Genomic DNA, 15,156 nt, shown 5'->3' on the forward strand with positions numbered 1-15,156 from the left:
TCAGCCTTGGGCCCTTAGTAGTTCAGCCCGCGGGCGTTGACGTCCCAGCGCTCGACGGCGCCATCCGGGTGGATCGCCAGCACGGAGTCCACCAGGTTCACCGCCACGCAGACGTGGTTCGGGATGATGCGCAACTGCTCGCCGTAGCCGGGCAGTTCCCGGTCCTCGGGCCAGTCGACGGTTGCATGGTGTTCGGACAGCGCGGTGATCGAGGCTTCGGGGCATTCCATGACCCGGCCGTAGCCGCTGGCCCAGGCCGGGCGGTCCGAGCCGAGAACCTTGCTGCCGGCGTCCACCACGATGCGCCGCGGGATGTCCGCGGAGCCCTCGTGGCGGCTGATGACGGTGGAGGCCACGCTCAGCGCGATGTCGTTCCATCCGGTGCGCCCCAGCTCGAACTGCTGGGCGTCGCCGAAGACGTAGACCCCGGGGCGGACCTCGGTCAGCACCGAGTTGTCGCTCAGTTCTGCGGTGGGAGTGGAGCCTCCGCTGATCCGCTTGACCTGGTGCCCGGCCTTGCGCAGCAGGCAGGCTGCCTCGGCGAGCGCCTTGTGCTCCTGGTTGACTGCCTCGTCGATGGCGTTCGGGGCGTAGCTGTGGCCGGGGAAGGTGAACACGCCATGCACGCGCAGTCCGGCGTCGCGGGCGGCGTCGGCGATCTCCACGGCCTGAGCCGGGGCGACGCCGCTGCGGTGGTGGCCGCTGTCGATCTCGATCATGAGCTTGACCTTGGGCGCCTTCTCCCCCAGCATTTTCGCCATCTGCTGCACGGCGGCGACCGAGTCGGTGCCGATGCTCAGCTTGGCCCGCTTCATCAGTTCAAGGATGCGCTCGGCCTGGGATTCGTTGATCCACAGGGGGTAAGCGATGAACAGCTTCGGCACCCCGTGCAAGGCGAAGTTCAGCGCCTCGCCGACGGTGGCGACGGTCAGGCCCGCGGCCCCCGCGGTGAGCTGGCGGTCGGCGACCTCCAGCATCTTGTGGGTCTTGGCGTGGGGGCGCAGCTTCAGCCCCTGGCTGGATACCCGCTGGGCCACCCGGGCGATATTCCGCTCCAGTTTTTCCACGTCCACCAAGATCTCAGGCGTGTTGATGCCTGACGGAATATTGCCCACAAATACCTTCCAGAGCTCGAGCCGACGTCTTCGCCGCGAACACGTCCGGAGCACAGACTACCGCAGGAAGTTGTGATCATGTGAGTCGCCGGATGCCGGGAACAGGAGGTCTACCGGGTGATCGCTCCGGGACTGCGGCGCAGCTGCGTGGACAGTTCATGCGCGTGGTGCAGCAGCAGTTGCCCCAGCTCCTTGCGGCGGGCCTCCTCGAAACGGCTCTGGATGCCGGTCAGGCTCAGCGCCCAGGCCGGCTGGCCTGTGGCGTCGAAGACCGCCGCTCCCATGCCCCAGCTGCCCTCGACGATCAGCCCCGGGTTCACCGAATATCCCAGCGTCCTGGTTTCGGCGACCTTGGCGCGCAGTGCCTCGGCCGAATGGGCCTGCCCGTATTCGGGTACCAGATCGTGGGACTGCAGATAGTTCTCCACCGTGGATTCGGACAGGAACGCGAGGATCGCGATCCCCGCCGAGGCAACACCCAGCGGGAAGCGCCGCCCCTCGTAGAGGACGAAGGAGCGGATGGGAAAAGCCCCGTCCTGGCGCAGCAGGCAGACCGTCTCATCCCCGCGCCGGGCGGAGAGGAACGCGCTCTCGCCGGTCGCCTCCGCGAGCGCCGCGACATGCACCCGGGCCAGTTCGCTGATGTCGTAGCGTTCGGCGGCCACCGCGCCCATCAGGTAGAGCTCCGGGCCCAGCAGCCAATGTCCGGTGGCGTTGTCGTGGTCGCAAAAGCCTTCGGCCACCAATGCGGTCAGCAACCGGTGCACCGTGGGCCTCGGCAGCCCCGCCTGCCGTGCGGCCTCCGTGGTGGTGATGCCCTGCGGCATGGAGGTGCTCACGGTGCGCAATACGGCTGCCAGGCGTCCGACAACCTGTGCCCCGGCAGGTGTTGTACTCATGCCCACATTATGGACGATCGGCGCACACGGCCGGAACTTGTGACGGTGCACCAGCCTCCTGGATGGCAGCCGCCAGGCCGGCGCCTTCGCACCGCGTCTCTGCCATACTGCTGGCATGGAGACGACACCGGAGATGACCATGCAGCTGACCATCGACTGCGCGCACCCGCAACGCATGGTGGAGTTCTGGGCCGAAGCGCTGGGCTACGTGCCGGAACCTCCGCCCGCCGGCCACGCCAGCTGGCGCGCCTACTGGCAGGACATGGGAGTTCCCGACGTCGAACTGCCTCCAGGCTCTGGCGACCTCCCCGAGTCCATCATCAATCCCACCGGCCGAGGGCCTCGCATCTGGTTCCAGCAGGTTCCCGAGTCGAAAACCATGAAGAACCGCTGGCACTTCGACCTGCAAGTCGGCGGTGGACGGGGTGTTCCGCTGGAGACCCGCGTCGAGCGTGTGCGTGCCACCGCCGAGCGCTTGGCCTCCCGCGGAGCGGCCATCCTGGGCATCCACGACGAGCCGTCCATGGGCCATTATGCGATCGCCATGCAGGATCCGGAAGGCAATGAATTCGGCGTCGTCTAATCTCGTGCAACATTCGTCCATATTATGAACGCTGTGTCCACGATTCCCCATGATCTGAGCAATACCGCTCCAATGCGGCACCGCCTATTGATTGCCTACCTGCGACTACGTAGGTTTGGAGGTAATCAGAACTGCACTCCACATCGTGGACGGCATGGAGGAATCGATGACAACGAAGTATCGCGACGACGCGGCGGCCGCGCTGGCCGAGGTCGTCAAGGACGGCATGACCATCGCCGTGGGAGGCTTTGGCCTGAGCGGGAATCCCACCCGGCTCATCAAGGCGCTGCGGGACTCGGGCGCGACGAACCTGACCATCGTCTCCAACAACATGGGAGTCGACGGCAAGGGCCTTGGCCTTTTGCTGGAGAACAAGCAGGTCTCCAAGGTCCTCGCCTCCTACGTCGGGGAGAACAAGCTCTTCGCCCAGCAGTTCCTCGACGGGGATCTTGAGGTCGAATTCTGCCCCCAGGGCACGCTGGCCGAGCGCCTGCGCGCCGGAGGCGTGGGCATCCCGGCCTTCTTCACCCCCACCGGCGTCGGCACCCCGGTGGCCGAGGGCAAGGAAGTCATGGAGTTCAACGGCAAGCCGGCCATCCTTGAACTCGGCATCTTCGCTGACATCGCCTTGGTCAAGGCCTACGAGGCGGATGCCGAAGGCAACCTGCGCTACCGCATGACCTCCAAGAACTTCAATCCGCTGGCGGCCATGTCCGGCCGCCACACCTTCGCCGAAGCCGAGCATATCCGCGAAGACTTCCTCGACCCGTCGCTGGTGGAAACCCCGGGCATCTTCGTGCAGACGCTCGTCCAAGCCGACAGCACCAAGGACATCGAACAGCGCACCGTGCGCAGCAGGCAGGAGGGCTAGCCATGTGGACCCGCGACGAAATGGCGGCCATCGCCGCCAGCGAGCTGACCGACGGCCAGTACGTGAACTTGGGCATCGGCATTCCGACCATGGTGGCCAACCACCTGCCCGAGGGCGTCTCGGTCAAGCTGCAAAGCGAGAACGGGCTGCTGGGCATGGGGCCGTTCCCCTACGAGGGAGAAGAAGACGCAGACCTGATCAATGCCGGCAAGCAGACCGTGACCATCCTGCCCGGCGGCAGCTTCTTCGACTCGGCCACCAGCTTCGGGATGATCCGCGGCGGGCACGTGGCCACCGCCATCCTCGGCGCGCTGCAGGTCGCCGCCAACGGCGACCTGGCCAACTGGACCATCCCCGGCAAGCTCGTGAAGGGCATGGGCGGAGCCATGGACCTGGTGGCCGGCACCCCGCGCGTCATCGTGCTCACCGACCACGTGGCCAAGGACGGCACCAGCAAAATCGTTGAAAAATGCGACCTGCCGCTGACCGGCGTCGGGGTCGTCAACCGCATCATCACCGACCGCGCCGTCTTCGACATCGAAGACGGGGCACTCATCCTGCGGGCCTGCGCCCCGGGCGAGAGTGCAGCAAGCATTCAAGAAATCACCGCGGCGAACTTCGCCGTGGACATCCAGGAGGACCAGTAAGAATGACCGTCAAGATCGTAGGCTACGCCCGCACCCCGTTCATGAAGTTCAACGGAGCCCTGGCCTCCGTGCCGGGAACCGCGCTGGGCGCCCATGCCGCCAAGGCCGCGCTGGAGCGTGCAGGCGTTGACCCCGCCGAGGTCCAGCGCGTCGTCGCAGGCCAGGTGCTGCAGGGCGGTGCCGGCCAGAACCCGGCCCGCCAGTCCGCCGTCGGAGCCGGCGTCCCGCTGAACGTCCCGGCCATCGCGGTCAACGCGGTGTGCCTCTCCGGCGCCGAGGCCGTGGTGGCCGGCGAGCGCCTGATTGCCAGCGGCGAGGTGGACGTGGTGCTGGCCATCGGCCAGGAGTCCATGTCGCTGGCCCCGCACGTGCAGCGCGCCCGCGCCGGCACCAAGTACGGCGCGATCGAGCTGATCGACACCCTGGAGTACGACGGCTTGACCGATGCCGCCGAGCAGCGCTCCATGGGCGCCTCCACCGAGGAGCACAATGCCAAGCTGTCCATGACCCGCGAGTCCCAGGACGCCGTGGCCGCCGCATCGCATCAGCGTGCCGCCGCCTCCCGCGAGTTCCTGGCCGGGGAGATCGCTCCGTTCACCATCTCCACCCGCAAGGGCGACACCGTGTATTCCGAGGACGACGGCGTGCGCGAGTCCACCACCATCGAGTCCCTGGGCGGGCTGCGCCCGGCCTTCGCCAAGGATGGCACCATCACCGCCGGGAACTCCTCGCAGATCACCGACGGCGCCGCGGCCGTGGTGCTGGCCAGCGACGCCGCAGTCGAGCGCCTGGGCCTGACCCCGATGGCGGAGATCGTTTCCCACGCGTTTGTCGCCGGACCTGACCGCACGCTGCACGAGCAGCCGTCGAACGCCATCCGCGCCGCGCTGCAGCGTGCCGGCGAAAAGGCCGAGGACTTGAAGGTCGTGGAAATCAACGAGGCCTTCGCGGCCGTAGCGGTGCAGTCCACCGCGGCGCTGGGCATCGACCCCGAGATCGTGAACCCGCACGGCGGCGCGATTGCACTGGGCCACCCGATCGGCGCCTCCGGCGCCCGCATCGTGGGCACCCTGGCACGCCAGCTGCAGGAATTGCCGGCCGGTTCGCTGGGTGCCGTGGGCATCTGCGGCGGCGGCGGCCAGGGCACCGCGGTGCTGCTGCGCTCGCTGTAGCCCCTAAAAATCAACGAATGCCGGCGGCGGGAGATGAGACCCGTCCGCCGGATTTCGTGCATCACAAGTCATACTCGCACGAAATACGCCGAAGCCCCCTAGACTTCAATTCCAGGAGCTGGACGGCAACACCGCAGGCCGGCCCGGACCTACGGAGGCACCACATGGCCGAGCGGCTGGCGGTTCTCAAACCCTGGCGCATGCACTGGATCCCTGCGTTGGGCGCGCTGGCACTGGCGCTGCTTTCGCTAACCCCGTCCATGCTGCCGCGCACCGCGGTATTCCAGGGAGTGCTCTGCGCCCTGGCCGCGCTGCTGGGATATGCGGCAGGAGCGCTGATCCGGTGGCTCTTGGTCTCTTCGAAGAGCGCGTCGCAGGAACCCCGGGCCGCTGGGCAGCAGGATGCCTCGTCGCCGGAGATTCATTCCGAAGCGCCGCAAGCGAATCCTGCCCCGCGTACCGCAGGGAAGGCCGCCGCAGTGCTCGGCGTGGTGCTGTCGGCCGCCGGGCTGGTGTTCTACCATCTCTGGCAGAACGACCAGCGAGAGCAGTTGGCGATGCCGCACCAATCTGCGTGGTCGCTGGTGTACGTCGTGCTGGTGGGTGTGGTTCTCCTGGCGCTGCTGCTGATCATCTGCCGATTCATTCGCAAGATTTCCCTGGCACTCATTGAAATCGTGGACAAGGTATTGCCACGGCGCGTCGCGGCGGTCATCGTCGTGGCGGCCATGGTGCTGGGGTTGGCGATGGTCGGCAACCGGGCAGTGGTGCAGCGCGTCGCCGGATCGTTGGACAACCTGTTCCTGTCGATCAATGACGAATTCCTCACCGACCTGCAACCGCCCCATAATCCCGAACTGTCTGCGGGGCCCGGGTCTTCGGTCAGCTGGGCCGATTTGGGACGCCAAGGGCGCCTATTCATTTCCAACACCCCCAACAGCTCGTCGGTGGCGGCGTTCTCCGGCAAGGATGCCAAACAGCCCATCCGTGTCTATGCCGGGGCCGGAAAGGACGGCAACACGGAGCTCGCGGCCCAGGCCGCGCTGGCGGTTGAGGAGCTGCGGCGCACCGGCGCATTCAACCGCGCGGTGCTCAACGTGGCCACCGGCACGGGACGCGGCTGGGTGAACGAGAACCAGATCCAGGCGCTGGAGTACATGTGGGGCGGCGATACAGCGACGGTCAGCATGCAGTATTCCTACCTTCCCAGCTGGATGTCATTCCTCATGGACTCCTCACGGGCACAAGACGCCGGACGCCTGCTGTTCGACGCCGTGTATCGGCACTGGGTGCAGCTGCCGACCAAGGAACGCCCAAAACTGGTGGTCAGCGGGGAATCGCTGGGGTCCTTCGGTGCGGAGGCTGCCTTCAGCGGCGCTCAGGATTTCGCGACGCGCACCGATGGTGCGCTCTTTGTCGGCCCAGCCGCCGGCAACCGGCTCTGGCAGCGCTTCACCGATGAACGCGATCCGGGCAGCCCCGCGGTCCTCCCTGTCTACGAAAACGGGGACATTGTCAGGTTCTCCGCCGACGGGGTCCACTGGCCGGGTTCTGGCACGTGGGGCGAGAGCCGGATCGGCTATCTCCAGCATTCCAACGACCCCATCAGCTGGGGAGATGTCGAAGTCTTCATTTCCAAGCCGGACTGGCTGCGTGCCGGCCAGCGGCCGGGGAATATTCCATCGGCAATGGTTTGGATTCCCGTGGTGACCGGTCTCCAGCTATTGCTGGACCAGGTGGCCTCCGGGATACCCGATGGCCAGGGACACGAATTCGGGCAGGTGCCGGTCCGAGCATGGGCGCAGATCCTTCCCTCTGGCCAGTGGACCGACGGGGACACCGAACGCTTGGTGGAACTCTTGAAACAAAGCCAGCCAGCACGATAGCAAAGCCTGCAGAGCATTCATGCAGAGCGGCAAAGAACGATCCGAACCGAGTTCGAGAACCCGAACCCGTTGAGTCCGGCAGCTAGTGCCACAACGGCTCTCGCGCGACAAAGTTGCCCAACAGCGCAGGATCGAGCTCGATCATCTGCGCATTGGCCAGCGGCGGATGCGCTTCACCGCTCAGCGCGGTCAGCACCGAGCCGATCCAGGCCCCGTGGCTGACCACCAGCACCCGCTGCTGCGGATGCTGCACTGAAATCTTGAACAGGGCGTTCACCCCGCGCTGCACCAGATGGTCCTCGGGTTCGCCCACCTCCATGAGCAGGCGGCGCTGTTCATCATCCAGGCCCTTCACCAGGCGGCCCTCGGACTCGCCGAAGTCGCGTTCCATCAGTTCCGGGTTCTCCTGGACCTTGGCGATCCCCAGCGCATCGGCCAGGATCTGCGCGCTTTGGCAGGCCCGGAACAACGGCGACGAATAGACGGCATCCCACGGACCATCGCAGGACAATTCGGCCGCCAGCGAGTGGGCCTGGGCGATGCCGGTGGCATTCAACGGCAAGTCGCTGCGGCCGTGCAGCCGCTGCGCGCGGTTCCATTCGGTTTGGCCATGGCGGATCAAGACGATCGTTGTTGCAGTCATTGTTCTTCCTTCGTGGGCGCTTTCGGGGCAACGCGGTTTGTCGTAGGTTCAGCGGCCCCGCAGGGCGAGATAGGTTTCGGTTCGTTCCTGCGACGGGCGCATCTGCTCGGTGGACGCAGGCACCGACACCACGCATTGGGCACTGATGCGCAGCACCGAGAACCAAGCGCAGTCCTCCTGGACGACCTCCGTCGGGGCGAAGGGGTTCATGTTGTAGGAGGTTGCCGGCGCCATGAACACCGGGGTGTTCAGCAGCTGGCTGGCTCCACTCTGGTGGTAGTGCCCGCACAGGATCGCGCGCACGTCGCTTCCCGCGACCAGTGCTGCCAATGCTTCGGGATTCTCCAGCCCGCGCCCGGCCAGGGCGGCGGAGAAGGATTCCAGTGGCGGATGGTGGAGCAGCACAACCGTTCCCTTGGGTGCGGCGACGGACAGCAGCCGATCGAGCCAGGCCCGCTGGGAGGCATCGATCCGGCCTTGGGCCTGCTGGAATCCGCCGCTGTCCAGTCCGATGATGCGCAGCCCGTCGATGTCGTGCACGGTATTGGCCGGATGCGGTCCGGTGGACAACCTCGTGGTGTTGAACAGCGGGCCGATCGATCCGGCGGGATCGTGGTTCCCGGGAATCGTGATGATCGGGCAGCCCAGCAGGTACTGCGCCTCGGCCAGGATCCTGGCCGCATCCGAGTGGATCGCGGCTCCGCGGTCGGCCACGTCCCCGGTCAGCACCAGCGCGTCGGGTTTCAGCTGCTCCGCGGCGCCAAGTGCCCGGGCCAGCCGGCGCCACGGATCGATTGTCCCGTACAGCAGCCGGGCATTCCCGGTGAGATGGGTGTCGCTCAGGTGCACAATTGTCAGTTGATCCATTTTTCTACCCTCCCTCCGTACTGCTTTCCCTCCATTGCAGCGGCCGCCGCTGACATCCGGGTGAACTCCACGTCGACGACATATGAAGAGGCCCGGAATGCTTGGATTCTCGTATAACGAACGATAAGCGCCAATTTCCCGCGAATTTTCGCAAAATATATGCCATCTTGAGCATGTGAACGGCAAGTAGCGTGCAAAACGACTAACCTTAATGGAGGCAGCATTTAATCCACCAAGGAGCAACATCCATGACCGGCAGCAAAGTCGTCGCTTTTGGCCACTTCCAGCCAGAGCGCATCGTGCCAAACACCGAGCTGGAAAAGCTCGTGGAGACCAGCGACGAATGGATTGTGCGCCGCGTAGGCATCGAGGAACGCCGTTGGGGCACCGGAGTCGAGACCGTCGATTCCATGGCCGTCAAGGCCGCCAAAATGGCGCTGGATAATGCCGAGGGCATCACCGCCCAGGACATCGACATGATCGTGCTGGCGACGTGCACCGCGACCGACCGTTCGCCGAACATGGCCGCCCGCGTCGCCAACGCCCTTGAGATGAACCAGGGTCCAGCCACGATGGACATCAATGCTGCCTGCTCGGGCTTCACGCACGCTGTGGGTCTGGCCCAGGGTGCCATCGCCGCAGGCACCGCGACCAACGTCCTGGTCATCGGCGCGGAAATGCTGACCGATTACACCGACTTCACCGACCGCACCACCTGCGTGCTGACCGCCGACGGCGCCGGCGCGTTTGTCGTGACAGCTTCCGAGGAGAATGCGATTTCCCCTGCGGTATGGGGTTCGGTGCCTTCGCTGTCGGATGCCGTGCGCATCGAAGCCGAGAACGACATGAAGTTCGCGCAGAACGGCCAGAGCGTCTACCGCTGGACCGTGACCCAGCTGCCGAAGATTGCCTCGCAGATCATCGAGCGCGCCGGACTGCAGCCCGAGGAAATCGACGGCATCATCCTGCACCAGGCCAACTTGCGGATCATCGAGCCGCTGGCCGAGAAGATCGGTGCGCCGAATGCCCGCGTAGCCACCGACATCGTCTACTCCGGCAACACCTCGGCCGCTTCGGTGCCGCTGGCGCTGTCCAAGCTGATGGCTTCGGACGAGCCGCTGCCTTCGGGGTCCAAGGCCCTGTTGTTCGCCTTCGGCGGCGGTCTGGCCTACGCCGGCCAGGTCATCACCATTCCATAATCGACGCCTAAATCAGAAAGCCTGTCGCCATCGGCGGCAGGCTTTTTTGTACCTTCCGCAGCTTTCGCCCGGCCAGTATGTGGAAAGGCTGAACGCACCTGCGACCCGCGGATCGTTGTGCCACGATGAAATTGGTGGATACAGCACAGCTTCCCTGAAAAAGAGGTCTTCGGTCCGTCGGGAAGCAGACAAGAATCGGAGTTTTCCGAATCTGTCCCAGACTGCGGCTATCCATTGTCCACGTTGTCCTTGTTGCGGAAAGGAAAGACATGAAGACAGTCAGTAAAGCTATTGTCGAGTCCCTCGCGGAATACGGTGTCACCCACGCCTGGGGTGTTGTCGGCGATGCTCTTAACCCGCTGACCGACGCAATCCGTGAAGAACCTTCCATGGAGTGGGTTGGCGTACGACACGAGGAAGCCGCTGCGTTTGCAGCCGGTGCGCAAGCCCAGCTGACAGGGCGTCTTGGGCTGTGTATGGGAACGGTGGGCCCGGGATCGATCCATCTGCTCAACGGCCTCTATGATGCCAAGAAGTCCCATGCCCCGGTCCTGGCCATTTGCGGCCAGGTACCTACCTCGGAAATTGGCAGCAGTTTCTTCCAGGAGGTCAACAACGATCTTCTATTCAGCGACGTAGCGGTCTTCGCGCAGACAGTCACCTCGGCCGACCAAATGCCGCAGCTTCTGGAACAGGCTGTCAACGCCGCCATCTCGAACCGCGGTGTGGCCGTGCTGACCGTGCCGGGGAACGTGGGCGGCATGAAGCTCGAAAAGAACGTCCGCCCGGCCAAGTTCACCCCGCAGGCGGCGCAAGCCGCTGCGCCACTGCGACAGATTGATGAGGCCGCCCAGGTATTGCAGGATGCCCAGAAAGTCACCTTGCTGGTCGGGATGGGTGCGCGCGAAGCACGCGCCGAGATCCTCGAACTTGCCGAACGCTTGCAAGCTCCCATGGTGCTGACGCTCAAGGCCAAGGAAAGCTTGGAATCGGAGAACAAATATCAGGTAGGGCAGACCGGCCTGATCGGCAACCCCGCAGCGGCCGCTGCATTGGACGAAGCAGATGTAGTATTCATGATCGGAACCGATTTTCCGTACAGGGACTGGTACCCCAGCGGGAAGACGGTCATCCAGCTGGATATGCGTGCCGAGCACATTGGCCGTCGCACCCAGGTTTCGCACGCGATGGTCGGGCATGTCGAGCCGTCCTTGAAACAACTGTTGCCGAAACTACCAGCCGGACGCGCGGACAAGCATCTGGCATCGATCCGCAAGCAATACGAGCGCTGGTTGGAACGCCAGGGCAGGATCACCGACCCGGATCGCGACCGCGGTCTGGTGGGAAAAGTCCGTAGCCTGGTGGAGAACCCGGAGGAGTTCATTCGTCCGGAAGCAGTCGCTGCCCAGCTGGACCAGAAAGCAGCCCGCGACGCGATATTCACCGTCGACACGGGAATGTCGACGGTTTGGTTGTCGCGGTTCATAGAGATGCGGGGCGAACGGCGCCTGCTTGGGTCCTTCAATTTGGGCTCCATGGCCAACGCCATGCCTCAAGCTCTAGGGGCGCAGGCGTTGGATCGTTCGCGGCAGGTCATCGCCAACTGCGGCGACGGCGGACTGATGATGCTGCTCGGAGATCTGCGGACAGCCGTGACCTACAAGCTCCCGGTGAAGTTCATCGTCTACAACAACGGCCGTCTGGGAATGGTCAAGCTTGAGCAGGAACAGGGCGGTCTCGAGGAATTCGGCACGGAGCTGGACAATCCCGATCTCTCCCAAGTCGCACGTGCAATGGGCATTAATTCCCAGCTGGTCACGAAGCCCGAAGACATCGCGGCTTCCATTGATGCAGCGCTTGCCAGCGATGGACCGTATCTGCTCGACATCCGTACCAATCCTCAGGAGATATCCTTGCCGCCGAAGACGACTGCGTCTGATGCCTGGGGGTTTGCGATCGCCAAGTCGAAGGAAGCAATCGAAAGCCCTTGAACCGGCACTGCCCATAATCGCATCTGGTCTGGATAGCTCGAACGCATCCCTTGGCAGACTGAGCCTCGGGGCAAGTCTTGACTTGCCCCGAGGCGCAGTCTGCAATCTCGAAGTCTGCCTCGTCACTGCCACTCAGAGACACAACGGACTTCCGCAGGAGAAACACCCCTGCGTTCGGGGAAGCGTTTTCTCCTGGCAACCGGACCGTGAGGTGTCCGAAGCTGCTGGAAGGTCGCAGTCCCCGAAGTGTCTACTCTTCGTGCCCTTGGTCCCCGCTCATCGATCCTTCTGCCGGCGGTGTTTCTCCGGGCGGCACTCCGCCACCCGGTTCCAAGCCAGTGATCGTCTGTTCCAGAGGGTCGGGGTTAGAGGAAGCCGCCTTTTCCTGACTTGCTGCCTCACCCGCGGCGTCCTTCTCTGTTTCGCTTTGTTTGTCGAACTTGTTGTTCTTCATTGAAAAGTTCCTTCGGGATTTCTATACCTTGCTCGCGTTAGTTGTCCAGGGCCGATTAAGCACCGAGCTCCTCGATGATCGCGGCATTGAACGCTTCCAGATCTCCAGGGTTGCGCGAAGTGATGAGAACGAAATTTTGAGCCGAGCACCGGAAAACTTCCTCGTCCACCCACTGTCCGCCAGCGTTGACCACGTCTGTCTTAATTGACTTATACGAAGTCAACGTCTTGTCCCGGACAAGCCCGGTTTCCACAAGCAGCCACGGACCGTGGCAGATCGAAGCCACCGGCCGTCCGGTGGCGGCGAAGGACTGGACAATGCGCTGCGCCTCGTCGTCAAGACGCAGATTATCCGCATTGAGCGTTCCCCCAGGGATCAGCAGCAGGTCGAATTCCTGCTCGTCCACGGTCTCCAAAGCCATGTCAGCTTCGAGAATCTTGCCCTGGTCCCAATCTCCCACCAAGGTTTGGATCTTCTCCTTCCTGGGAGCAGCGACCTTGACGTTTGCTCCGGCAGACCGAAGCGATTCGACCGGACTGGTCAATTCGTCTTGCTCAGCGCCACGATTGGAGACCAGAACGAGAACCTTTTTACTGGACAAATCAGCCATCGGCTTTTCCTTTCCTCTAGGTGTTCACAGCCAACACTGCTCTGCCAGCACGGGTGGCACAAGAAGCGGTCAGGAAGTCCTCAGGCGCGGTCCCCAGCGAGAGTGCTTCACTTGTCTCGCCCTTCGTTTGATTTGCCCAGCTCTCTCCGCGGCGCGAAGATCCTCACCGGCGTCTGTCCGGAACGCGGTACGGAGCACTTAGCTTATGGTCACGGCATTGCAACACCGGTCTTCGACGTGCGGTGTGATGTCCATCAATGCTCATCGGACAAAACGCAAGTCAGGGCGGTGGACCCGTTTCCTCCGGATAGAACATCCGTACGGGTATCCCAAAAGCTGCTCGAAGATACTAAGCTGTAGATGCCCGAGCGCCTCGAACGTGAGGGACGAGGACCGGTGTCCCCCAAGTACCGATCCACGTCGGCGATGCTGCAGTCCCCCATGCGCAACATCGCCCCTCGGGTATTCAGCAGCCCGCCAAGAGCGGCTCCTTGACTCACGAGCTCTACACTGCAAGACTCGTACTCGTGAACCTGTCAGACAGCTGGACACCCGGACAGCAACCCATTGAACGCCGCTCCGCTGCGGAAGCAGTTTTCCTCTCCCTGCGCGCGGCCATCGAAGCCCAGGAAATCCCGCTCGGCACCAAGCTGGGATCCGAGGCGAGCCTCGCCGCGGACTACGGCGTGAGCCGATCGGTCATCCGCGAAGCCCTGCGGTCCTGCGCCACCCTGGGACTCACCCGCACGGAGACCGGGCGCGGCACCTTCGTGATCTCCCACCGCCCCACCCGCGAGCTCAAGCTAGGCACCTTCTCCTCGGACGACCTGCATGAGGCCCGCCCGCACATCGAGATCCCCGCCGCGTCCCTGGCCGCCAGCCGGCGCACCGCCGAAGACCTCGAACGGCTGCGCGGGCTGCTGGACCAGATGGAGCACGAAGACGATCCGGCAGCCTGGGTCGAGCTGGACGCGGCGTTCCACGCCGCCATCGCCTTGGCCAGCGACAACTCGGTGTTCACCAAAATCGTCAGCGACATCCGCGAAGCCATGTCGCGCCAGTCCGAGACCGTCAACCTGGTTGCCGGCCGCACCGGCCCGTCCAACGAGGAGCACCGCCTCATCGTCCAGGCCATCGCCGACCAGGATCCGGACGCCGCCGCGCAAGCCATGAACGGACACCTCAGCGCCGTGCACCACGCCATCACCACCATCGTCAGGAGCAGCAAGTGACCCGCATCGAAACCCAACTGCCGGACCTGCATGCGCTGGCCGCCCACGGCCTGCCGCAGCACGTCCCCCTGGTAGCTGCCACCCGCGGGGACGCCATCGAATCCATCCACTACGGCTCGGCCGTGGTGCTGGGCCCCGACGGCTCGGTGCTTGAAAGCCGCGGCGACACCCAGGCGCTGTACTATCCGCGCTCGGCGCTCAAGCCGCTGTTCGCCGTGGGCCTGCTGCGTGCCGGCCTGGAGTTGAGCGACGAGCAGATCGCCCTGGCCGCCGCCAGCCACTCGGGCTCGCAGCGCCACCAGGACGTCGCCCGCTCCACCCTCGAAGCGGCCGGGCTGTCCCTCCAGGCCCTGGGCAACTCCACCGACCTGCCCTACGGCACCGCCGAGCAAGCCGCTTGGCTGGCCGCCGGCGGCTCCGCCACCCAGCTGGCGCAGAACTGCTCCGGCAAGCACGCGGCGCTGCTGGCGCTGTGCAAGCTCAAGGGCTGGGATCTGGAAAGCTACCTCTGCGAAGGCCACCCGCTGCTGCAGCTGTTGCGCGAAACCGTCGAGGAGCTCACCGGCGAGGACATCACCGGGCAGAGCACCGACGGCTGCGGCACCCCGGTCTACCTGCTCTCACTGCCGGCGCTGGCCCGCGGCTTCGCCCGGATCGCCACCGCCGCGCAGGGCACCCCGGAGGGCCGCGTCGCCGCCGCCATGCGCGCCTACCCGGAGCTGGTGGCCGGCGAGGGCCGCGACGTCACCGCGCTGATGCGCGAGGTTCCCGGCGCCATCGCCAAGGACGGGTTCGAGGGCATCCAGGCCGTCGCCCTGCCCGACGGCACCGCGCTGGCAGTGAAGATCGCCGACGGCGGCGACCGCGCCCGCATGCCGGTTACCGCGGCCCTGCTCGCAGCGCACGTTCGCGTGCCCGAAGATCTGCTTTCAAGCCCCGCCCTGGGCGGGGGAAAGCCCGTCGGCCGCCTGGCCGCACTCTAGAAAC

The 15,156-nt window shown here is 64.8% G+C and carries 15 protein-coding genes; 9 read left to right on the forward strand and 6 right to left on the reverse strand.

Annotated elements, in window-relative coordinates; all coding sequences use genetic code 11:
- Window positions 1-14 precede the first annotated feature (14 nt).
- Both ACTX90_RS14985 and ACTX90_RS14990 read right to left on the reverse strand, forming a co-directional pair.
- Window positions 15-1,115: an alanine racemase gene (locus ACTX90_RS14985; protein ID WP_443442317.1), complete on the reverse strand. Its 1,101-nt coding sequence runs from the start codon at window positions 1,113-1,115 to the stop codon at window positions 15-17.
- A 110-nt stretch (window positions 1,116-1,225) separates the two neighbouring features.
- A complete protein-coding gene (locus tag ACTX90_RS14990) occupies window positions 1,226-2,014 on the reverse strand; it encodes an IclR family transcriptional regulator (RefSeq protein ID WP_161447223.1) in 789 nt (262 codons plus the stop codon).
- A gap of 115 nt (window positions 2,015-2,129) precedes the next feature.
- On the opposite strand from ACTX90_RS14990, the gene ACTX90_RS14995 reads away from it, so the two are divergent.
- The 5 genes from ACTX90_RS14995 to ACTX90_RS15015 all read left to right on the forward strand — a co-directional run bounded on the left by ACTX90_RS14995 (window position 2,130) and on the right by ACTX90_RS15015 (window position 7,173).
- Window positions 2,130-2,597, forward strand: coding sequence for a VOC family protein (locus ACTX90_RS14995; protein WP_443442318.1), 468 nt, complete (start codon window positions 2,130-2,132; stop codon window positions 2,595-2,597).
- Between the two features lie 166 nt (window positions 2,598-2,763).
- The gene (locus ACTX90_RS15000; protein ID WP_443442319.1) at window positions 2,764-3,468 is read left to right on the forward strand and encodes a CoA transferase subunit A; all 705 of its coding nucleotides are present in this window, start codon (window positions 2,764-2,766) and stop codon (window positions 3,466-3,468) included.
- A 2-nt stretch (window positions 3,469-3,470) separates the two neighbouring features.
- A complete protein-coding gene (locus tag ACTX90_RS15005) occupies window positions 3,471-4,115 on the forward strand; it encodes a CoA transferase subunit B (protein ID WP_113607013.1) in 645 nt (214 codons plus the stop codon).
- A 2-nt stretch (window positions 4,116-4,117) separates the two neighbouring features.
- Window positions 4,118-5,287, forward strand: coding sequence for an acetyl-CoA C-acyltransferase (locus ACTX90_RS15010; protein ID WP_113607014.1), 1,170 nt, complete (start codon window positions 4,118-4,120; stop codon window positions 5,285-5,287).
- A gap of 164 nt (window positions 5,288-5,451) precedes the next feature.
- The gene (locus tag ACTX90_RS15015; protein WP_443442320.1) at window positions 5,452-7,173 is read left to right on the forward strand and encodes an alpha/beta-hydrolase family protein; all 1,722 of its coding nucleotides are present in this window, start codon (window positions 5,452-5,454) and stop codon (window positions 7,171-7,173) included.
- Between the two features lie 82 nt (window positions 7,174-7,255).
- Here the strand turns inward: ACTX90_RS15015 and ACTX90_RS15020 are convergent, their stop codons facing one another.
- Window positions 7,256-7,816 carry a histidine phosphatase family protein gene (locus ACTX90_RS15020; protein WP_120991045.1) on the reverse strand — a complete coding sequence of 187 codons (561 nt, stop codon included), beginning with the start codon at window positions 7,814-7,816 and terminating at the stop codon, window positions 7,256-7,258.
- Between the two features lie 48 nt (window positions 7,817-7,864).
- Window positions 7,865-8,683 (reverse strand): metallophosphoesterase family protein, encoded by an 819-nt coding sequence (locus tag ACTX90_RS15025; RefSeq protein ID WP_113607017.1) that lies wholly within the window; start codon window positions 8,681-8,683, stop codon window positions 7,865-7,867.
- 248 nt (window positions 8,684-8,931) lie between these two features.
- Between ACTX90_RS15025 and ACTX90_RS15030 the strand changes: the two genes are divergently transcribed.
- Together ACTX90_RS15030 and ACTX90_RS15035 are read left to right on the forward strand one after the other, a co-directional pair.
- A complete protein-coding gene (locus tag ACTX90_RS15030) occupies window positions 8,932-9,882 on the forward strand; it encodes a beta-ketoacyl-ACP synthase III (RefSeq protein WP_047120146.1) in 951 nt (316 codons plus the stop codon).
- 269 nt (window positions 9,883-10,151) lie between these two features.
- Complete coding sequence (locus ACTX90_RS15035; RefSeq protein WP_443442321.1) at window positions 10,152-11,873, forward strand: thiamine pyrophosphate-dependent enzyme; 1,722 nt, start codon at window positions 10,152-10,154, stop codon at window positions 11,871-11,873.
- A gap of 250 nt (window positions 11,874-12,123) precedes the next feature.
- Here ACTX90_RS15035 and ACTX90_RS15040 read toward each other — a convergent pair whose 3' ends face one another.
- Window positions 12,124-12,327 (reverse strand): DUF6480 family protein, encoded by a 204-nt coding sequence (locus tag ACTX90_RS15040; protein WP_047120148.1) that lies wholly within the window; start codon window positions 12,325-12,327, stop codon window positions 12,124-12,126.
- Window positions 12,328-12,382: 55 nt separating this feature from the next.
- A complete protein-coding gene (locus ACTX90_RS15045; protein ID WP_047120149.1) occupies window positions 12,383-12,937 on the reverse strand; it encodes a type 1 glutamine amidotransferase domain-containing protein in 555 nt (184 codons plus the stop codon).
- A gap of 527 nt (window positions 12,938-13,464) precedes the next feature.
- On the opposite strand from ACTX90_RS15045, the gene ACTX90_RS15050 reads away from it, so the two are divergent.
- Together ACTX90_RS15050 and ACTX90_RS15055 are read left to right on the forward strand one after the other, a co-directional pair.
- Window positions 13,465-14,169, forward strand: coding sequence for a FadR/GntR family transcriptional regulator (locus ACTX90_RS15050; RefSeq protein WP_047120150.1), 705 nt, complete (start codon window positions 13,465-13,467; stop codon window positions 14,167-14,169).
- Window positions 14,166-15,152 (forward strand): asparaginase, encoded by a 987-nt coding sequence (locus ACTX90_RS15055; protein WP_443442322.1) that lies wholly within the window; start codon window positions 14,166-14,168, stop codon window positions 15,150-15,152. The genes ACTX90_RS15050 and ACTX90_RS15055 overlap by 4 nt, the downstream gene beginning before the upstream one ends.
- Window positions 15,153-15,156 lie beyond the last annotated feature (4 nt).

It is taken from the genome of Glutamicibacter soli (genome assembly GCF_052322135.1).
GTDB classification, from domain to species: Bacteria; Actinomycetota; Actinomycetes; order Actinomycetales; family Micrococcaceae; genus Glutamicibacter; species Glutamicibacter soli.